21 protein-coding genes are annotated in these 21,315 nt (G+C 32.6%); 5 read left to right on the top strand and 16 right to left on the bottom strand.

Annotated features, from left to right (window positions below; genetic code table 11):
- Positions 1–26: 26 nt before the first annotated feature.
- The 7 genes from fabI to ACZ267_RS05625 all read right to left on the bottom strand — a co-directional run bounded on the left by fabI (position 27) and on the right by ACZ267_RS05625 (position 6,945).
- Positions 27–797 carry an enoyl-ACP reductase FabI gene (gene fabI / locus ACZ267_RS05595; RefSeq protein WP_079449059.1) on the bottom strand — a complete coding sequence of 257 codons (771 nt, stop codon included), beginning with the start codon at positions 795–797 and terminating at the stop codon, positions 27–29.
- A gap of 204 nt (positions 798–1,001) precedes the next feature.
- A complete protein-coding gene (locus ACZ267_RS05600) occupies positions 1,002–2,846 on the bottom strand; it encodes a monovalent cation:proton antiporter family protein (RefSeq protein WP_002465616.1) in 1,845 nt (614 codons plus the stop codon).
- A 10-nt stretch (positions 2,847–2,856) separates the two neighbouring features.
- On the bottom strand, positions 2,857–4,248 hold the full coding sequence (mgtE, locus tag ACZ267_RS05605) for a magnesium transporter (protein ID WP_002465623.1): 1,392 nt from the start codon (positions 4,246–4,248) through the stop codon (positions 2,857–2,859).
- Positions 4,249–4,272: 24 nt separating this feature from the next.
- Entirely contained in the window at positions 4,273–5,127 is an 855-nt protein-coding gene (locus ACZ267_RS05610; RefSeq protein ID WP_002465618.1) for an RluA family pseudouridine synthase, read from the bottom strand.
- Complete coding sequence (locus ACZ267_RS05615) at positions 5,124–5,933, bottom strand: NAD kinase (RefSeq protein WP_002450766.1); 810 nt, start codon at positions 5,931–5,933, stop codon at positions 5,124–5,126. The genes ACZ267_RS05610 and ACZ267_RS05615 overlap by 4 nt, the downstream gene beginning before the upstream one ends.
- Before the next feature lie 12 nt (positions 5,934–5,945).
- A complete protein-coding gene (yjbM, locus tag ACZ267_RS05620) occupies positions 5,946–6,581 on the bottom strand; it encodes a GTP diphosphokinase (RefSeq protein WP_002450767.1) in 636 nt (211 codons plus the stop codon).
- Between the two features lie 16 nt (positions 6,582–6,597).
- Positions 6,598–6,945 (bottom strand): UPF0738 family protein, encoded by a 348-nt coding sequence (locus ACZ267_RS05625; protein ID WP_002450768.1) that lies wholly within the window; start codon positions 6,943–6,945, stop codon positions 6,598–6,600.
- A gap of 233 nt (positions 6,946–7,178) precedes the next feature.
- Here ACZ267_RS05625 and ACZ267_RS05630 point away from each other — a divergent pair, with 233 nt between their 5' ends.
- The 3 genes from ACZ267_RS05630 (at position 7,179) to yjbH (ending at position 9,041) form a co-directional block, all read left to right on the top strand.
- Positions 7,179–7,760 carry a CYTH domain-containing protein gene (locus ACZ267_RS05630; RefSeq protein ID WP_002465631.1) on the top strand — a complete coding sequence of 194 codons (582 nt, stop codon included), beginning with the start codon at positions 7,179–7,181 and terminating at the stop codon, positions 7,758–7,760.
- Between the two features lie 89 nt (positions 7,761–7,849).
- The gene (locus tag ACZ267_RS05635) at positions 7,850–8,221 is read left to right on the top strand and encodes a truncated hemoglobin YjbI (protein WP_015365216.1); all 372 of its coding nucleotides are present in this window, start codon (positions 7,850–7,852) and stop codon (positions 8,219–8,221) included.
- 16 nt (positions 8,222–8,237) lie between these two features.
- Positions 8,238–9,041 (top strand): protease adaptor protein YjbH, encoded by an 804-nt coding sequence (gene yjbH, locus ACZ267_RS05640; protein WP_079449058.1) that lies wholly within the window; start codon positions 8,238–8,240, stop codon positions 9,039–9,041.
- A gap of 327 nt (positions 9,042–9,368) precedes the next feature.
- Here the strand turns inward: yjbH and pepF are convergent, their stop codons facing one another.
- The 4 genes from pepF to spxA form a co-directional block, all read right to left on the bottom strand.
- Complete coding sequence (gene pepF, locus ACZ267_RS05645) at positions 9,369–11,177, bottom strand: oligoendopeptidase F (protein ID WP_079449057.1); 1,809 nt, start codon at positions 11,175–11,177, stop codon at positions 9,369–9,371.
- Between the two features lie 44 nt (positions 11,178–11,221).
- Positions 11,222–12,208, bottom strand: a complete 987-nt coding sequence (locus ACZ267_RS05650; protein WP_002465630.1) for a competence protein CoiA — start codon at positions 12,206–12,208, stop codon at positions 11,222–11,224.
- Between the two features lie 117 nt (positions 12,209–12,325).
- The gene (mecA, locus tag ACZ267_RS05655; protein ID WP_002465643.1) at positions 12,326–13,045 is read right to left on the bottom strand and encodes an adaptor protein MecA; all 720 of its coding nucleotides are present in this window, start codon (positions 13,043–13,045) and stop codon (positions 12,326–12,328) included.
- A gap of 260 nt (positions 13,046–13,305) precedes the next feature.
- The gene (spxA, locus tag ACZ267_RS05660) at positions 13,306–13,701 is read right to left on the bottom strand and encodes a transcriptional regulator SpxA (RefSeq protein WP_002450775.1); all 396 of its coding nucleotides are present in this window, start codon (positions 13,699–13,701) and stop codon (positions 13,306–13,308) included.
- Positions 13,702–13,987: 286 nt separating this feature from the next.
- On the opposite strand from spxA, the gene trpS reads away from it, so the two are divergent.
- Positions 13,988–14,977 (top strand): tryptophan--tRNA ligase, encoded by a 990-nt coding sequence (trpS, locus tag ACZ267_RS05665; RefSeq protein ID WP_002465641.1) that lies wholly within the window; start codon positions 13,988–13,990, stop codon positions 14,975–14,977.
- A 58-nt stretch (positions 14,978–15,035) separates the two neighbouring features.
- Here trpS and ACZ267_RS05670 read toward each other — a convergent pair whose 3' ends face one another.
- Genes ACZ267_RS05670 through opp3b form a run of 5 tightly spaced genes read right to left on the bottom strand, consistent with a single transcriptional unit; the run spans position 15,036 to position 20,725 of the window.
- Positions 15,036–16,691 carry a peptide ABC transporter substrate-binding protein gene (locus ACZ267_RS05670; RefSeq protein WP_047210699.1) on the bottom strand — a complete coding sequence of 552 codons (1,656 nt, stop codon included), beginning with the start codon at positions 16,689–16,691 and terminating at the stop codon, positions 15,036–15,038.
- A 20-nt stretch (positions 16,692–16,711) separates the two neighbouring features.
- Positions 16,712–17,653, bottom strand: coding sequence for an ABC transporter ATP-binding protein (locus ACZ267_RS05675; protein WP_015365219.1), 942 nt, complete (start codon positions 17,651–17,653; stop codon positions 16,712–16,714).
- Complete coding sequence (locus ACZ267_RS05680; protein ID WP_463680292.1) at positions 17,646–18,725, bottom strand: ABC transporter ATP-binding protein; 1,080 nt, start codon at positions 18,723–18,725, stop codon at positions 17,646–17,648. Before ACZ267_RS05680 ends, ACZ267_RS05675 begins: the two co-directional genes overlap by 8 nt.
- A gap of 15 nt (positions 18,726–18,740) precedes the next feature.
- Positions 18,741–19,799 (bottom strand): oligopeptide ABC transporter permease, encoded by a 1,059-nt coding sequence (gene opp3C / locus ACZ267_RS05685; RefSeq protein ID WP_002467195.1) that lies wholly within the window; start codon positions 19,797–19,799, stop codon positions 18,741–18,743.
- The gene (opp3b, locus tag ACZ267_RS05690; RefSeq protein ID WP_002467196.1) at positions 19,799–20,725 is read right to left on the bottom strand and encodes an oligopeptide ABC transporter permease; all 927 of its coding nucleotides are present in this window, start codon (positions 20,723–20,725) and stop codon (positions 19,799–19,801) included. The genes opp3C and opp3b overlap by 1 nt, the downstream gene beginning before the upstream one ends.
- A gap of 201 nt (positions 20,726–20,926) precedes the next feature.
- On the opposite strand from opp3b, the gene ACZ267_RS05695 reads away from it, so the two are divergent.
- Complete coding sequence (locus ACZ267_RS05695; RefSeq protein WP_031463933.1) at positions 20,927–21,307, top strand: DUF3899 domain-containing protein; 381 nt, start codon at positions 20,927–20,929, stop codon at positions 21,305–21,307.
- The last annotated feature ends 8 nt before the right edge of the window (positions 21,308–21,315 follow it).

Below are 21,315 nucleotides of genomic sequence, written 5' to 3' on the forward strand. Positions count from 1 at the left end.
ATATACATAAATAGTTAATAACTCAATTATTTAATTGCGTGGAATCCACCATCTACATGAATATTTTCACCTGTAACACCACTTGATAAGTCACTTAATAAGTATGCAGCAGTTTTACCTACTTCTTCTTGATCCACATTACGTTTTAATGGTGAACGTTCTTCAATTTCTTTAAGAATAGTATTGAAACCACCAACACCTTTTCCACTTAGCGTACGGATAGGACCTGCTGAAATTGCATTAACACGGATATTATCTTCACCTAAGTCTAATGCTAAATATTTAACATTGGCTTCTAAACTTGCTTTGGCAACACCCATAACATTATAGTTTTGTACTGCAAATTCGCCACCTAAATAAGTAGTTGCAACTATGCTACCGCCTTCAGGCATTAATTTTTTAGCTTCGTGTGCAACAATTGTTAAAGAATATGAACTAATATCTTGTGCTAATAAGAAACCATCTCTTGAAGTTTCAGAGAAACGTCCTCTTAAATCTTCCATATTTGCAAATGCGATTGAGTGGTAAACACCGTCTATATTACCTACTTCTTCACCAATTTTCGCAAATCCATTGATAACATCTTCATCACTTTGAACATCAATTTGATATAAACGTGCTTCAGGTTGATTTAATTGATCTAATAATTTTTCTAATTCTTTACGGCTACGTTCTTTACGATATGTAAATACTAATTTTGCACCTAATTGGTCCAATACTTTTGCAACACCAAAACCAATACTACGTTTATTAGCAATTCCCATAATGACGTAAGTTTTATTTTCTAGATTTAACATGCAAATAACTCCTTTAATTTAGATATATGTTAGTTTATTTCAAACGTTTCCTTCTTTATTCACTCATCATATTCTAACACTTTTAGTACCAGATAATAAAGTATTTTAGATTGGTATAACTTCAATCATCAATTTAGACTTTCTTCATCAATAACAAATCGCCTGTAAGTATTCCTTATACTTACAGACGATTGCTATTATATATTAATAATAAAATTCTAATTCTTGTTTTAATTCGTCAACATATTCTTTTGAACCTGTAACAATCAATCTATCTTTATAGCGCAATTGTGTGTCACCGTGTGGAACGATAGAATCATTGTTACGGACAATTCTCACGAAGATTATATCTCCACCGAATGGGAAGTTACGTAATTGCATATTTTCATATTGGTGATTCAACATTTGAATTTCATATAGAGACGTTTCTACGTTACTTAATAAGTTAAGCATATTTGGTGTTTCTATTAATCCTTTAAGTAAAATCTTATTACTTAAGTAGTTACTGAAAATTTCAATACCTAATGATTTCATTTCCATATCTTCATTAGTACTTTCTAATCTACAAATAACACGTTCAACACCATGTTCTTTAGCCATTAAAGCCACTTTTCTATTTATTTCATCATCATTCGTCGCACAAACAACAATATCACGATCAAATAGACCTAATCTTTCTAATATCTCTTGTTCATAGTCAGCTATTTCAATCATTGTAATTTCATCGGATAATTTTCGACTGTCACTTAAATCCTTACGATAATAGAGTGAAATATCGTATAGTTGTGACGTTAAATTCTGAGCAATTGGAATAGTAAGTTGGTTTTTACCAATTAAACTAACTTCTATACGACGATTCATTTCATTTGGCACAGGGAATAATTTTTTAAAGATGACTGGTACAAATACACATGTAATTACAGCACTTAATATCAGTAACCCTGATGTTTCAGGTGAGATCGTCTTAAGTTGTTCAGCAATTTTAGCTGCTGCAATCACAAGCGATAACGTCGATGTTAATAAAAAACCAGAGGCAATCGTGGTTTTCAAATCAAACCAACGTTTGATTAAGAATACTGGTATCAACTTAGATACAATAAATGCCAAGATTAATATTGGAATAATAATCAGTAATGATGGTTCTTTAACAAGTGACGGAATATTTAAATCGACTCCTACCATAATGAAGAAAATTGGAATAAAGAATCCATAACCAAAGGAATCTAACTTTTCAACCATTTCTTCGTCAGGATTTAATAATGACACTACAACACCGGCTAAAAATGCACCGAGTATGTATTCTGCCCCTACGCCTTCAGCCAAAGCTACAAGCAATATAATAAGCGCAAAGACGGCACGAATACCAATTTGAGTTGTACCACCCATTAACTTTTGTAAAAACGACATACGCTTAAATAGTACACCGATAACATAAAATACGATTGTAAATACAACTAATATACCTGTTAGCCAAATCGTACTACCACCATGGCCGTTCACCGCACCATATATAGTTAATAATATCATTGTGACTAAATCAGCTAATACCGCTACTAATAGGATAAATTGTCCAATCGTAGTTCTCATAATGTTCATTTCTTTTAATGTCGGTACTACGACGCCTAAAGAAATTGTTGAAATGATAATAACCATTAATAATACATCGTCGATTAAACCAAACCATTTAAATGCAAAAGCTAAAATGATTGATACAATCATGATTAAACCGAAAACTAACATAGCTAGATTTAAATGCCCAGGCACTTTCTTTTCTTCTTTACTTTCACCTTGTCGTGGGCGTGAATCCTTTTTAAACGCATTAAAATCAATTTCCAAACCACTTAAAAACATTAAAAAGATAAATCCTAATGTTGAAAGAATATTAAGCATAGAATCTTTTGTTACGAGATTTAAAAATGAATTTCCTATGATAATTCCCATTAAGATTTCAGCGACAACCACTGGCAAAAAGTTGATATTTAACCTATTAACGATAATAGGTGTTAAAAATGCAGCAACGACTACAATCACAAGTGATAAGAACTCCATTCGTTCCTCCTTAAGTTAAATAAGACATAAATGATGTTGCTAAGCCAAAATAAATTAACATACTAACAATATCATTAATTGTAGTAATAAATGGACCGCTTGCTACTGCTGGATCAATTTTTAATTTATTCATAAGTAATGGAATCATTGAACCTACTAATGTTCCTACTGTCATAGCACATGTCAAACTACCACCTACGATGACTGCTAATAAAGGTTGTCGATAGATTGAAATGATAATAATGATTAAAATAATTGAACAGACAATTCCAGATAATAATCCGCTTCCCGCTTCTCTTAAAGCTACTTTAAACTTGCTTTGTTCATCAATATCTCCTGTTGAGATATTACGTACAGAAACGGCTAATGATTGTGTACCAGAATTACCTGACATCCCGCTAATAATAGGAATGAATGCTGCTAATAGTGCAACTTTAGATAATGTATCCTCAAAACTACCTAGAATCGTCGCAGTAATCATGCCTAAAAACGTTAAAATGATTAACCACGGTAAACGTTTCATCGCTGTTTTAATCACAGAGTCATTCGTAGAATCAATATCAGAAACCCCGGCTAAACGAGAGTAGTCTTCACTAGCTTCTTCGTCCATTACATCTAGAATGTCATCGATTGTAATGATACCTAGCAAATGATTTTGATAATCTACTACTGGTACCGCAATAAAATCATAGTCTCTCATGATTTGTGCAACGTCTTCTTGGTCTGTTGCAACGTCAACGCTAATGACACGTTCGCTCATGACATCTTCAATATAAGCATCGTTTTCAGCGGTGATTAAATCCCTTAATGATAAAACACCTACTAGTTGATCATCTTCATTCACAGCAAAAATGACATATATGGTTTCTGCATTAGGCGCTTGCTCTTTAACATGCATCAATGCTTCTTTCACAGGCGTTGTTGATTTTAAAGAAAGATATTCCGTCGTCATAATACCGCCGGCAGTATCTTCTTCATAATGTAACAATGCTTTGATTTCATTTGCATCTTCGTTATTCATTAATGTGAGTAAACTAGCAACTTTCGGTTTGGATAATTCGTTTAAAATATCTACCGCATTATCGTAAGACATCTCTTCTAAAATATGACTCGCATAGTTTGCATTGATATTATCGAATAGCTCCTCATATTCTTCATCATCTATATCTAAATGGTCGAAGAAATCAGCAACTTCACTAGGAGATAAGAATTCGAATATCTTTTGCCGTTTTTCTTCATCGGTATCTTCAAAGTACTCACTTTGTTCGTAATTATGCATTGATAAAAATTCTTCTCTAAATGCATCAATATCGCCATCTTGTAATAATTGATCTAATAAATCTTTATCATAAACGTCTTCGTTCACATTTTCTTTCTCTTTTAATTCTGTGTCGTTAGACAAATTAAACACCTCCAAAACAATTTTTTATATTAAGTCATACCATTGATTGAGTTGTTTATGATCAATTTCGATATGTATCATATTTTTATTAACTGGATGTTCAAAAATGAGTTTTGAACAATGTAAGCACTGCCCCTCTATTTTACCATGTTTTCCACCATACAATGTATCACCTATTAAAGGGTGACCGATATATTGAAAATGCACTCTAATTTGATGAGTTCGACCCGTACAGAGTTGTACTTCACAGCAACTAACATTCTCTTTTTGTTTTAAAGTACGAAACACTGTTTTGGCATATTTCCCGTTCTCAGATACACATCTTTCTATAATACTTTCATCGCTTCTTGCAATAGGAGCTTCAATCATGCCACTAGGTTCAGTCATACCGTATGCTAAACACGTATAAACTTTGTCCATTTTGGCTTTTGAAAATAAATGATGTATATATCCATATTTCGCAAAAAGTACAATCCCAGTAGTATTGCGGTCTAAACGGGTTACTATATGAGGATTGGTTCGTTCACCTTTATGATGTAAATAACCTAATACTTGTTCAACTAAGCTTTCATGTGGATGTTCACGTGACGGTGCACAGTTTTGTCCATTAGGTTTAGATACAATAATGATATAGTCATCTTCGAATAATATATCTAGTGGCTTCATATAAGGTGTTAAATTGGCACTGGGTACTTCTATAGGTAGTTGAACTTCTAGCTGATCACCAAAATTCAATTGATATCTCACAGTGACATGTCTCTGATTGACAAGTAAAGCGCCATTAGTTTTAATGGCGCTAATTGTCTTCTTCGAAAAGTCATGTCGTTGTAAAAATGATTTAAGCGTTTCTTGCTGTGTAATCGTATATCTGAAAATCATACTTCATCATCACTTGAAATAAATGAATCGTGTACCCTCTTCCAAAATGGGAATGGTCTGAAGCGTGCAAATCTTACCTTTTCATTTGCTACTCTATACTGGATTGCATTTACATTTTTATGCTTAATACTCACGTGATCAATCGTAGTTCTTATTGTGTCATGATTGACCGGTGTTATCAAACACGTGTGATGTTTAGGAAGTACTAATGGCGACCCCACTGTTCTAAACACACGATTGTTGATTGAAGCAATTTCTGCAATTTGCATTGCTTCTAAAGATGGATGAATTAATGCGCCACCTAATGCTTTATTGTATGCTGTTGATCCAGATGGCGTAGATATACATAGCCCATCTCCTCTAAAACGCTCAAAATGTTTACCACGAATATTAACATCCACAACTAATGTTGATCCATTTTCAGTTTTCATTGTAGCTTCATTCAATGCTAAATACCTTGTTTCATAACCATTATTATTATATCGAACAATGATTTCCAATAATGGATATTCAATAACTTGAAATTCTGAATTATTGATTTCAATAATCAATTTCTCGACTTCATGAGGTAACCAGTCAGCATAAAACCCTAAATGTCCGGTGTGCACACCAACAAACGCCACTTTCGAAAGCATATGACTATATTGATGAAAGGCTTGTAATAAAGTGCCATCCCCACCGACTGAAATGACTATTTCTGGGTTTTCATTATCTTCAACCATTTGAAAATCTTTCATATAGTTAATCATTTTATGCTTTAACGCATTAGATTTCGAATCACCTTTAGTTAGGATTGTATAACGCATGTTTACACCTCATTAGTCATTTTCATGTTTTTTTGCACGCTTTTGAGTATAATATTTCTGTGCTTCTTGAATTTCATCTTTAATCTCGGACATTTCTTCATCTAATAAGTAAGCCGCTTCTGCCGCCCTTTCTAAACGATGCTGTATCTCATCTGGATAATCTCCATCATATTTATATCGTAATGTATGTTCTATGGTTGACCAGAAATTCATAGCCAACGTTCTAATCTGAATTTCAGCTAAAATAGATTTTTGTCCATTTAATGTTTCAATAGGATATTCAATAATTACGTGGTAAGAGCGATATCCACTTGGTTTGGTATTGCGAATATAGTCCCTTTCTTCAACAACACTAAAATCCTTACGTTGACGTAATATATTAACTACGACATCTATATCATCCACAAATTGGCACATAATTCTGAGTCCAGCTATGTCATACATTTCTTCTCTTAATCTATCAAATGGAATTTCCCTTTTGTTTGCTTTATCTATAATACTTGAAATAGGTTTAACGCGGCCTGTTACGAATTCAATGGGAGAACTGTGTTCACTAATCTCATATTGTTTACGTAATCCTTTTAATTTAACTTTTAATTCATTAACAGCCTGTTTATACGGTGTTAAAAATTGATCCCACTGGTTCATATTACTTCACTCCGCTTCATTCTAGTTCAAAAGTTTTTTCAACAGCAGAAACAAACTCCTTACCATAGTTATTATTGCCTTCAATATTGTCTAATATGTAATCTAATTCCTCTTGGAAATGTTTAAGTTCTAACTCATCGTTTACAATAAGTTTCTTACCTTTGTTTTCATGTAACATCGACCATGTTTCTTCTACAAAGATTAAATACGAATAGGATTGACCATCATCTAAGATGTATGCAAATCCATAATTATCACTGTCAACAAGCATTTGTCCTACTTCTTCTAATCCTTCGATTGAATCTTCTGAATAACAGTAAATTGTATCGTCTTTCACTTTGATTTCATTTATATATATACGCATGCTTGCCCCTCCTTATTCCATATTAGTTTAACATAATTTATGCTTACATCACACGTATGTAGCCGAATATTGTCACTTTATTATATGTATTTGAATTTTTTAATATGACTTATTATTCTAATTTCATTTTTTTATAATGATTCTATTTTCAAAACATTGTCTCACTTTAAAACAAGAACCATTTCAGTCATACTATTAATAAAACAAACAACGTTGTAGAGGAGTAACAATGAATGACAACAAATAATGAAATTGAATTCAAACAAATACTTAGTGAATCAGCATATAATGATATTAAAAATCAATATTTCAAAGAAACATCACCTTTCAAACAAACAAATTACTATATAGATACTGCAGACTTTAAACTTAAGGATCACTATTCTGCATTAAGAATTCGCGTTAAAAATAATACTTATGAGATGACACTCAAAGTACCTGCAGAGGTAGGTTTAACTGAATATAATTTCAATGTCACGCTTGAGCCTGAAATTGACAAAACAATTTATCACGACCAATTGCCAGATGAGATTAGACAAATACTAATGGAGGACTTTGACGTTAAAGATGGCACATTATTGATATTAGGTGCTTTAACTACGTATAGAATGGAAACCTCCTATCAAAATGAACTTCTTGTGTTAGATAAAAGTGAGTATCTTGGCACAGAAGATTGCGAGCTAGAATTCGAAGTACATGATTATGACGAGGGCTTACAAAAGTTTAATGACTTACTGAAATCATTTCATATGACTCATGAAAAACCATTAAACAAAGTCCAACGTTTCTTTAACAGAAAAGCTAATTTAGCCTAACAACAACAATGGAAGCCATAATGCAAATTACTTTCAAATGTAAAAATTCATGTTATATTAGATATATATTAATGAAATACGGTGATATTATGCCTAAAACACCATATGACATCATAGGGCAAGATGCACTATATCAAATGATTGATCATTTTTATGATTTAGTTGAAAAAGACGATAGAATTAATCATTTATTCCCTGGTGATTTTATAGAAACGAGTCGAAAACAAAAGCAATTTTTAACTCAGTTTTTAGGAGGCCCTGATTTATATACACAGGAACATGGACACCCCATGTTGAAAAGACGACATATGGAATTTACGATTACTGAATATGAGCGCGATGCTTGGTTAGAAAATATGTCTATAGCAATTAATCATGCTAACTTCCCTGCTGGGGTTGGTGACTATTTATTTGAAAGATTGCGACTAACAGCTAATCATATGGTGAATTCCGAAAAATAATTGTAGGTGAAAAGACATGGCTGAAGAGTTAAGAGTAATGGAGAATAAGAGTCGTGAAGATGCAAATACTGATCTATCACCTGTATGCAAAATAGAAATTTACTCTTTTTTCGATCCCTTTAGTAAAGATTGTTTCAAAATTTCGGCAATCTTATCAAAACTAAGAATTGAATATAATCAATATATACGTGTAAGACATATTCTTAATCCTTCATTAAAAGTTTTAACAAAATGCCAAGCACAAAGCACCTCTGATTTCGATAATATTGCATTAGCTTACAAAGCAGCTGAATTACAAGGTCGTTTAAGAGCAGAGCGATTTATTCATTTAATGCAAAATGAAATTATACCAAAACGCGATATTATCACCGAAGAAATGATATGTGATTGTGTAAAAAATGCTGGAATTGATTATGATGTGTTTAAAGAAGACTTACAGAAAAGCAAACTAACAGAAAGTTTAAAAGTTGATTTGCATATAGCACGTGAAATGGAAATAGAACAATCTCCATCCCTCGTATTCTTCAGTGAAGACGTGCATGAAGAAGGATTAAAAGTTGAAGGTCTTTATCTATATCACATATACACATACATCATCAATGAACTTATGGGGACACCAATTGAAAAGAATTTGCCTCCGAAGTTAGAAACTTATATACAACAGAAACAACTTGTGACAATGGAAGAGTTACTCACGATTTATGAGTGGCCTGAAAAATTATTAAATAAAGAATTGAAAAAACTCATGCTACAACAGAAAGTGGAAAAATTAAATTATCCTGATGGCAAGTTTTGGAAATCTAAAATGCCTAAATGTTGAAAACTTACTGTGGTTCAATATTTAAAAATAAGCGCAACAGATATCAAATGATCTGTTGCGCTTATTTTTTGTTTATTCATAATTTGTATAATTTATGTATATTGTTTACTGCATATTTTACAGCAAATAAAAAAACGCCGTGTCTGATTACACGACGCTAAACAAAGGGGATGGGAGAAATTTTTCACTTCAAACAAAGGGGTATGTTTGTTATGTGATTAATTTCATGTTCATAATATAACACGACGTATATCCCATTTCAACCTTTGTGTTTGATTAAATTTAAATTGTCACAATCTGTTCATAATGTAAGCGAATTCAATCATATTAAGCTTTCATTAGTTTTTCAAAAGCATCTAATTTCTGTTCGAAGACTTCACATGCTTGTTCAATTGGTTCAGGTGATGTCATATCTACACCTGCATTTTTTAAGATTTCAATTGGATAATTTGAGCTACCTTTTTTCAAGAATTCATTAATATATCTTTCAACAGCTGGTTGGCCCTCTGTTAAGATTTGGTGGCTTAAACTTTGTGCAGCACTATAACCAGTTGCGTATTGATATACATAATAATTCATATAGAAGTGAGGAATTCGTGACCATTCTTTACTAATGTCTTCATCTGTTTCAACTGCATCACCAAAGTATTGTTTATTAAGTTTGGCATACTCTTCATTCATGCGATTCGGCGTCAATGGTTGCCCTGCTTCTTCAATTTGATGAATTTTATGTTCAAATTCTGCAAACATAGTTTGACGGAATAAAGTTGCTCTAAAGCGTTCAAGTTCTTGATTCAACAATAATAAACGTTTGTCGTCATCTAAATGCTTATCCATATAGTCGCTTAATAAAGCTTCATTACATGTTGATGCTACTTCAGCTACAAATATTGTATAGTCACTTAAATTGGATGGTTGATTTTGACGACTGAAATAACTATGTGCTGAATGACCAAATTCATGAACTAAAGTATATAAATCTGAAACTGTATCTGACCAGTTTAATAAGATGAATGGGTTGGTTAAATGTGCACCAGATGAATATCCACCAGATCGTTTACCTTTGTTTTCATAAACATCAACCCAACGGTTGTCCAATCCTTCTTTAACCACGTTTAAATATTCTTCTCCCATTGGTTCAAGTGCTTTTAACATCCATGATTTAGCTTCTTCATAAGGCATTTCAAATTTAACGTCTTTCACCAATGGTGTATATAAATCATACATTTTTAAGTCATCGATGCCTAATAACTCTTGTCTTAAACGCGTATATCTATGAAGTAATGGTAAGTATTTGTGAACCGTTTTAACTAAATTATCATATACTTCTTCTGGAATATGGTTATTACTTAAAGCTTTTTCACGGGCAGATTTATAGTGATGCGTACGCGCATTAAACACATTTTTCTTCACTTCACCTGCTAATGTTGCTCCTAAAGTATTGTTATGAGATCCATAAGCTTTATATACGTTTCTAAATGCAGATTCTCTTAAAACACGATCATCTGACTCTAGATATTTAATAAATGTACCTTGCGTTAACGGATGTGCTTTACCATCTTTATCAATAGCATCTTCAAATTCTAAATCCGCATTACTGAACATACCATATACGTTAGACGGCGTAGATAAAGCATCTTGTGCTTCAGTCAATAATTTTTCAGTATCAGCATCTAATATATGTGGGCGCTTTTCATTGATGAGTTGTAGATCAAATTCATATTGTTTTAATTTATCGTTTGATTGAATAAATGTTTGAATTGTCTCTTCATCAAGTTGTAAAATTTCTGGTACTAAAAAACTCCATGCTGAACTAAATTTAATAATTAATTGATGTGCACGTGCTTCCATGCCTGTATACTGATCATTGGCAGTATCTTGGTCTTGTTTTAAGTGGGCATAGACATATACCTTTTCTAATTTGGTGCCTATTTCATCTTCTAATGCTAAGGCTTGATATAAAGTATCTGCACTATCTCCTAGGTGACCTTTAAACTGTTCTTCTTTACCGATGTCGTTTTCGACATCTTTAAATGCCGCTTCAAATGCATCATCACTTGGGAATATCGTTGTTAAATCCCATGTATATTCAGGATATTTACGTTCCTGTTCTTCTCTAGATAATTGTTGACTCATCATGTAAACCTCCTCGAAATAATCAATAACTTAATTTTCTCATTTTAATAGATAATTTGCACGTCATTACAATTCAATTTTCGTGCATTTTGATACTGTTCTATTATTTTATTTAACAGTTTTGATTTGCTGTAATGATGATATGCAAAATCTCGCAACTTAATCACTGCCCCTATATTCGCAATCGTCAATTCGTCATGAATTTCTAAAAGTCGAAGTTGTAGCTGCCATTCAATTGGATGGGGTTTGATATAAATTTGTAGTGGGATAATAATGCCAAACTGTTGAATGACTTGCTTGTCATTGAGTTGCAATTGATACATAGCGCTTAGAGTTGGTTCTAATACAGAATTCTTACGACGGCAATGTTGGATATATCTATTTATAAGGCTTTCGCCTAATTTATAACATACCATGTTTTTATGTCTTTTTTCTGTCAGTAATATTGTCATATCTTCAACTATGTCTCTTTTTGCAAGAAATTGCCGCCCTCCTAGATGCTGGATATTTGAATATCTGATTAATTGGCAAAACTTTTCTTGCCATGTATACAAAGACCTATGGGTCGCATTTATAAAACTGGCTTGATGATCATTTAATGTCAATTTACCGTTTCTGTATTTGATATCTTCGATAATCCAAAATGGTCTAAGTCCGACACTCATTAGCCCTGCGGTACGCTTTTGAATTTCAGACAACGGAATGTTAGAAAATTGTACCTCAATCGCAAATGATGAATTAACAACAATATCAGGAAACTGTTGTATATTCTCATAATATGGTTCAACTTCAACTTTAAAATTCAACCTTTTTAACATGGAGGCAATTTTGTATTTTGTTTGATAATGCAAAGCACTTTCCCCTTTTGAACGCCATATCTTACAAGGATTCACATGTGCAAAATGTGCTATTACTTTCGTTCCAATTTTTAAAATCACTTTTGATTTACAATGTGGACAGAAATAATTCTGATTCTTTATTGCTTGCTTTGCTAACACACATTCATGATTTTCATTTATAGCTACTAACATCGGTTCACCTCATATATTTCAACGAAGCAAACTTTCAATTTACTTGTGTAACTTGACCCTTGCATTAACCATAAAAAAACGAGACATCCACATGTCTCGTTTATCAATCTATTAAATTTATTCAGTTGCGTCAGTAAAGTAACGACGCACTTGTGAAGTAACGTTATGGCTCATTATAATCTTACCATAATCATTTAAATATACTTCTGTTTTATCAGTTGGGTATGCAAATTCTAATAATTGACTATAACTATCATTAATTGTCTCTTGATCGACCGTGTCATCAAAATGAATAGCATAGTAATATTGTGAGTCAATCATATAAAGTAAATCTTCAAACTCATCAGCACTTTGATTATTGTGATATGCATAATTAATGACTTGTTCTAAATCCTCAAATTTTACAATCACTGTACGAATATTGGCTTGTTTGCGTTGTCTTTGAGATTGTTCTTGTTGCGCTTTCTTTTGTTGATTACGTTGTTCAAATATATTTTCGATATTATCTTCGCTTTCAAGCGTTTGAGCTAGAAGTTCATTTACTTGGTCATCAAATTGATCAAAATTACCATCTTCAGCCATATTCATGGCATCTTCATTTTTAGACTTAGAAATAGTCACTTCCACGCCCTTTTCAAAGGCATGTACTTGAATCCATAGTGGTCCTTCAACGACAAAATCTTCTTCTTCATTAATTTCATCCATCATTGACCAGAAGAATTCTTCACCGCGTTTGCGGTTAGTCCATAAATCTTCACGACTAAAACCACGAGCTTCTATGTCGCTATATGTTATAAACAATTTAACTGTTGTATCATCAACGCGTTCTATTCTCATATCATCTCACTCCTTACAGTCGATGAATAGTAACCATATTGTATTAGAACGTGACTCAAATTACAATCTATTTGTTTGATTAAATTTAACTATTCTTAAGATGGCTTCTTATATTAACATATTCCCTATTTTAATGCTAAAAAACAGCGCATTTGTTCATGATTTATTTTAAAAAATACACAAAAGACAACACCATTTAACAATAGTGTTGTCTTAATATCTTTTAGTAAAGTGATAAAATCACATAGTTATTAAAGTTATTAGTCAACCAAACGTTGAGCTTCTTGTAATTGGAACGTACGGACTTTTCTTGGTAAGAAACGTCTGATTTCATCCTCGTTATAACCTACTTGTAAACGTTTATCGTCTAAAATGATTGGGCGACGTAATAAACCTGGATTATCTTGAATAATTGAATATAAATCTTGTAATGGTAAAGAATCAATATCAACATTCAATTTTTGGTATGTTTTAGAACGAGTAGAAATAATTTCATCAGTTCCGTCTTCAGTCATTTTTAATATTAATTTAATTTCATCGATTGTTAAATGTTCAGAAAAAATGTTACGCTCCGTATATGGAATGTCATGTTCTTGTAACCATGCTTTCGCTTTACGGCAAGATGTGCAACTTGGTGAAGTAAATAATGTTACCATACATCTCACTCTCCTATAAATGGATTCATTCATTAATTTTAAATTAGTTATAGATTAAAGAAATGATTGTTATTTGCTTTCTTAACCTTACAATATATATTATAACCATCTAACATTAAAATTAAATGAGAAAATCCTAATTTTTCTGAGAAATCTTGAAATTATTCAAAATTATCTCACAAACTATTTAATACTTAGATATACATTCATTTTAACACAACTTACAATTTAAAGAAATACTGTTATAATGAGAGATAAATAATATTTGAGAAAGTAGGCATCTAATATGGAAACATTATTTTCAGGCATTCAACCAAGCGGTATACCAACAATTGGTAACTATATAGGTGCATTAAAACAATTTGAAGAAATACAAAATGATTATGATTGTTTCTTCTGTATTGTTGATCAACATGCAATCACTGTACCTCAAGACCGTTTGAAATTACGCAAACAAATTAGACAACTCGCAGCAATATATCTAGCTTCAGGTATTGATCCTGACAAATCTACCCTATTCATTCAGTCTGAAGTCCCTGCACATGTTCAAGCAGGATGGATGCTCACTACAATAGCTTCAATTGGTGAATTAGAACGTATGACACAATTTAAAGATAAAGCTCAAAAACGAACTGATGGCGTCCCAGCTGGATTACTTACTTATCCACCATTAATGGCAGCTGATATAGTTATTTATAATACTAATATTGTTCCTGTTGGTGAAGATCAAAAACAACATATGGAATTGACACGTAATTTGGTAGATAGATTTAATAGTCGTTATAATGACGTATTAATTAAACCAGAAATCCGTATGCCAAAAGTAGGTGGTCGTGTGATGAGTTTACAAGACCCTACTAAAAAGATGAGTAAAAGTGATGATAATCAAAAGAACTTCATTTCATTATTAGACGAACCAAATGTAGCAGCTAAAAAAATTAAAAGTGCTGTTACTGATTCAGATGGTATTATTAAGTTTGACCGTGATAATAAACCAGGGGTTTCTAATTTACTTTCAATCTATTCTGGTTTAACTAACGAACCTATTAAAGATATCGAAGCGAAATATGAGGGAGAAGGTTACGGAAAATTCAAAGGTGATTTAGCTGAAATAGTTAAATCATTCCTAGTTGACTTCCAAGAAAAATACGACGCATTTTATAACTCTGATGAACTAGATGATATTTTAGATAAAGGTAGAGAAAAGGCACATCAAGCCTCATTTAAAACATTGAAAAAAATGGAAAAAGCTATGGGTCTTGGCCGTAAAAGATAATCGATTCACTATACGAAAAAGCACTGAGGTTACACAACCTCAGTGCTTTTTTATTATATTATTTTTTCTTTTTACCAGTTTCTCTATCAATCGATTTATCGATATATACATCTTTTAATGTAGTATCTGGACCTACCTTATGGTATACCAATCCTTTTACTTGAGGATTTGTTAAATGCGCCTCTCCTTTTTGATAAATTGGTGCAACAGGTGCATCATTTAGTAAAATTTCTTCTGCTTTTTGAAGTGTTGCATTTCTTTCATCTTCATTTTGAAGCAATTTACCATTGGCATCTTTTATTAGCTTATCGTATTCTTTGTTACTCCAGTCAGTGTTGTTTTGCGGATTTCCTGTAGTCATTATTTGTAAAAAAGCCGTTGGATCTGGATAATCTGGTACCCAACCTGAATATGTTGCCTCAAAGTCACCTGCAAGTTCTAGGTTGGTTTTTTGTTTGAAAGGCATTTGTTTGACTTTCATTTCTACGCCAGGCAAATTATTTTCAATTTGAGATTTTATATATTCAGCAGAAATTTTTGCTCCCGGAGTATCTTCTACATTTAAAGTAAATGTTACATTTTTCTTACCTAATTCTTTTTGCGCTTTTTTCCAATTATTTTTTGCACCTTTTTTGTCAAAATTTAATGGTGATTTCACTGTACTAGCAAAATCTTTACCCTCAGGCGTCTTAGCTGTCCCAGTTGCAGTAAATTTATTAGATACCGTAGAGCCATTATTAAGTGTTGAATTTACATAAGTTTCCTTATCAATAGATTTTGCAATAGCCTTTCTCAAATTCTTATTTTTAAATTCCGGCTTATTTTTTTGATTCATTTTAATGAAAAATGTTCCTGCTGTTAAACGCTTATTAAAAGATGGAGAATCTTTATATTTATCCGCTTGTTCTGAAGAAACTAAGGTATCGTCAACTGAATTAGTTTCGTAAAGGGACGTACCTGCCTGTCCATCTTTTAACACTTTATATTGAACCTTATCTAGTTTTACATGTTTTTTATCCCAGTAATCTTTATTCTTTACTAATTGGATTTTATCTTCAACTTGCCAGTTCACTACTTTGAATGGTCCATTGTAAACTGCTTTATCAGCAGTAGTACCATATGCTTTGCCATATTTTTTAGCCACTTTTTCATTTTGAGGATCAAATGTATTTAATGCCAACAACTCATTGATATATGGCACCGGTCTTTCCAATTTAACTTGTAGTTTATATTTATTTAGTGCTTTGATACCTAAATCCTTAACCGGCTTTTTACCAGCATTAACTTGATCGGCATTTTTAATATCGCTCATAATATACGCAAATTCTGAACCTGTTTTAGGGTCTACTACTTTTCTCCAAGCAAAAACAAAGTCATTCGCAGTAACTGGATCTCCATTACTCCATTTTGCGTCTTTTCTTAAATTAATAGTTAGTGTTTTTCCATCATTACTTTTCTTAGGTAATGATGTTGCAACAGCTGGCTCTGCTTTATCATGTTTATCCATTGTATATAGCCCTTCAAATGCTTGACCCGCAATATCACCTGATACAGCTTCAGTAATCAATGTCGTATCTAAAGTCGTCATATCTTGTGGTATAACTTTTCTAAATACTTGACCTTCATCTGAATATAAACTTTTACTGTTACTGCAACCTGATAAGGTGCTTAATGAAATGATAAAAATCGCAATCAGTGTTATCCATTTTCTCATACGTATCCCCCTCCCTTTGATTATCCTGCTGTATTAACATGCTGTTTTAATTTTTCTGCTTCCGCTTCAGTTGCAAAGACAAAGTGTTCTGGTCGAATCTCGTGCAATTGTCTATTTTGATCATCTGCATTGCTTGCTTCATATGTAATCCGTTTTCTTTGTCTTTCAACGTCTGGATCAGGTTGAGGAATCGCTGATAATAATGACTTCGTATAGTCATGTAAAGGATGATTATATATATCATCTGCAGGTCCGAGTTCAACAATTTTTCCAAAATGCATCACAGCTATTCTGTCTGAAATATATTTAACCATTGATAAATCATGTGCAATAAATAAGAACGTAATCCCTTTTTCTCTTTGTAGTCGTAACATTATATTGACGACTTGTGCTTGTATGGAAACGTCTAATGCTGAAATCGGCTCATCAGCAATAATAAATTCTGGTTCTACTGCTAATGCCCTTGCTATACCTATACGTTGACGTTGTCCACCTGAAAATTCATGAGGATAACGGTTCGCATGTTCCTTACTTAACCCTACTGTTTCTAATGCATCATATACACGCTTCTTACGATTACGTTTATCAGTGGCTAAATGATGAATATCTATGCCTTCTCCAACAATGTCCATCACTTTTAGACGTGGGTTTAAAGACGCATAGGGATCTTGAAAGATCATTTGAATCTTCTTGTTGAATTTCAACATATCTTGGCGTTTACGAATATTATGTATATCCGTACCATCATAAATAATTTCTCCACTAGTAATATCATTTAATTTAATGATAGCTTTACCTGTAGTTGATTTACCACAACCTGATTCTCCAACTAAACCTAAAGTTTCACCTTTATAAATATCAAACGAAATATCTTCAATTGCTCTAACTTCGTTCTTTTTACCTTGGTTAAAATATTGTTTTAAATGTTTCACTTCTACTAATTTCTTTTTTTGGTTAATCATTAAACGCCACCCTCTCTACTTTGATGGGTTGTTCATATTGGTTAGGTAATGTTTTAAAGCGCTTTTGAACTGCTAATGGTGGTTCAACTTTGGGTGCTCTTTCATCTAATAACCATGACTTAACAAAATGAGTAGGCGATACTTTAAACCACGGTGCTTCTTCTTTAAAATCAATATCTAATGCATACTGACTTCGTCTAGCAAATGCATCTCCTACCGGTGGATGTAATAAATCTGGTGGTGTTCCAGGAATTGCAATTAAGTCTGTATCATTACTCGTAGTTAAATCTGGCATGGATGATAATAATCCCCAAGTATAAGGATGTTTCGGACCATAAAATATTTCATCAACATTACCTGTTTCAACCATTTGTCCGCCATACATAACGGCTACTCTATCAGCAATATTTGCTACGACACCTAAATCATGTGTAATAAAAATAATTGAAGTATTAATTTTCTGTTGAAGTTCCTTCATCAAATCTAATATTTGAGCTTGCATTGTTACATCAAGTGCTGTCGTCGGTTCGTCAGCGATTAATACTTTGGGTTCACATGCTAGTGCTGTTGCGATAACAATTCTTTGTCTTTGACCACCTGAAAATTGATGTGGGTATGCTTTAAAACGCTTTTCAGCGTTTGGCAATCCAACTAGATTTAAAATTTCTAATGCGCGTTGTTTAGCTTCAGATTTACTTAGATTTTTATGTTTAATTAATGGTTCCATAACTTGTTTGCCAATTTGCATCGTTGGGTTTAAAGATGTCATTGGATCTTGAAATATCATTGAGATATCTCTACCTCGTAATTTAATTAATTCTTTTTCACTTTTATTCGCAAGATTTTCCCCTAAAAAGTTAATTTCTCCCTGTTTAATACGACCTGCATCCCCTTGGAATAACTTTGTGATTGCCTTAGTCGTAACTGATTTACCTGAACCTGATTCTCCAACAATTGCTAATGTTTCTCCTTTATTCAGGTAAAAGTCTACGCCTCGGACAGCTTGAACTTCACCTGCAGAAATATCAAATGAAACATGCAAGTCGTTGACTTCTAAAATTCTCTCTGTCATATACATGCCCCTCCTTTATTTACGCATCTTCGGATCGAATGCATCACGTAATCCATCACTGAATAGATAGAAAAATAAGATTAATAAACTTAAAATGATTGCTGGTATAAATAATTCATGTGGATGAATTAATAACATTGCACGTCCATCGTTGACGAGTGATCCTAAAGATGTTTGTGGTGCTGGTACACCAATACCAATAAAACTTAAAAATGCTTCAAAGAAAATAGCACTTGGTACTGTAAACATAGATGTAACAACAATTGCACCTAATGTATTAGGCAAAATATGTTTGAATATAAGTTTGAATTTTGATGCACCTAAAGTTTGAGAAGCGAGTACAAATTCTTGGTTCTTTAATTTTAAGAATTCACCTCTAACAACACGACTCATACCTAACCAACCTGTGATGGACATCGCTATAATAATAGTCCAAATCGAAGGTTCAAAAATTAATACAAAGAGAATAACGACAATTAGATTAGGAATTGAAGCAATAACTTCTAGGATTCTTTGCATGACATTATCAATTCGACCACCAAAGAAACCTGAAATAGCACCATAAGTCACACCAATAAAAATATCTAATATCGCTGCAACGATACCAATGAATAGTGAAATCTGTGTTCCTTTCCATGTTCTTGTCCACAAGTCACGACCTAATTGATCAGTTCCAAACCAATAGTTTTCCTTGGCGTGTGCTTCTTTATATGCATCTTTACCATCCGTTCCCTTACCATCAAATGGTAAAAATGGTACTTTATCTAACACTGGTATTTTAGCTGGTAAATTTCGATGTTCAACATTTTGCTCTGCATAATCTCTGTTATTCATTAAAGGTCCAATAAATGCGAATAACACAATTAAAATGAGTCCAATCATACCAACAACAGCTAGTTTATTACTTTTTAATTGCGCCCACGCATCTTGCCAGAAGTTTTTACTTTCACGTTGTAGCTCTGGCTCTTGATTTAAATCTAATTCTCTTAATACAAAATCCGTAGAAATTGCCCCTTCAGAGGTATGTGACATTGTTGCATTTGAGTAATCTTTATCCTTTCTTTTATCTGTCATTACTTTTTACCTCCTTGAACACGAATTCTAGGATCTATAATGCCGTATAAGATATCTACGATAAAAATAGATACGATAAATAATGTACTAAATAAAATCGTTGTCGCCATGATGACTGAGAAATCGTTTGTAGTAATCGAACGTACGAATTGATCCCCTAATCCAGGTACTCCGAAGATATTCTCAATGGTAAGTGTCCCAGTTAAAATACCTGCTAACATTGGCACTAATATCGTAATGATGGGTATCAAAGCGTTTCTTAACGCATGACCGAACAACACTCTCATCGTTGAATTACCTTTTGCTCGTGCTAATAAAATATAATCTGAACTTAATACTTCAATCATTTCAGCTCGTATGTATCGGGCTACTGTTGCTAATACTACTGCAGATAAAGCGAGTGAAGGTAACACTGCTGTAGAAAATCCTTCCCATCCTGCAACTGGGAACCATCTTAAACGTACTGCAAACACATATTGTAATAAAACTGCTAATACGAATGATGGTACAGACACTGCAATAACTGAAATTACAGTCGTTGTGTAATCTACCCAGGTATTTTGTTTCGTAGCTGCAGCAATTCCTAAAATGAGTCCAACGATAATACCAATAATCATTGCCGTTAATCCCATTTCAAATGATGGTATTAATCTTGGCTTAATCAATTCCCATACCGGTTGATTATGGTATTGGAATGAATAACCAAAATCGCCTGTCACAACATTTTTTAGATAATGTACGTACTGTACTGCGACGGGGTCATTTAACCCATATTTCTCATTTAATATCGCTTTTTGATCAGCATTTAATTTTGCATCATTAAATGGTGAACCTGGCATCATTTTCATCAAGAAAAATGTGATTGTAATAATGATGAATAATGATAAAAACATATAACCTAATCTTTTAAGGATGTATTTTCCCATCTAATCCCCCCATTTATTTTTCACAATTGACAATCCCTTCAAAATATTCAGAATACTTTATTAGTATTATATATATAACTTACATGCAAAATCAATATAGTTTTGCGTTAATGCAATAAAGCAATCATTTTATAAAATAGAATTTTTTTGTTTTCAGAATAAGTTGATTATTGTAAACTAAAACCAATACGATACGGAGTGATGTTATTGAAATTAATTAAATTTTATCTCTATCCATTACTAATAACTCTATTTATTTCTTTTATTTTTTGGTTATGGACCAAACATACATGGGTCGAGTACATCAATGTCTTATTTTATGTTTCATTAGTGATTTTCATCATATTATTTATTATTTTATTAGTTCAAGAAGGTATCTTCGATGTAACAAGCTATGGATTTAGACGTTTAAAATATCAAATGTCCTCTACTTCAAGAAAACGTAGCATGGAAGATGATAGCTTTTTAAATCCTCAACACGTCAAAAAAGAACACTACATGATTTCCTCATGGGTGTTCCCTAACCTGCTTATACATTTAGTTTTAGTGTTAATCACAATAATTATTTCGTTCAATATGTAAAAAAGCGC

Source organism: Staphylococcus sp. AC872 (genome assembly GCF_979255425.1).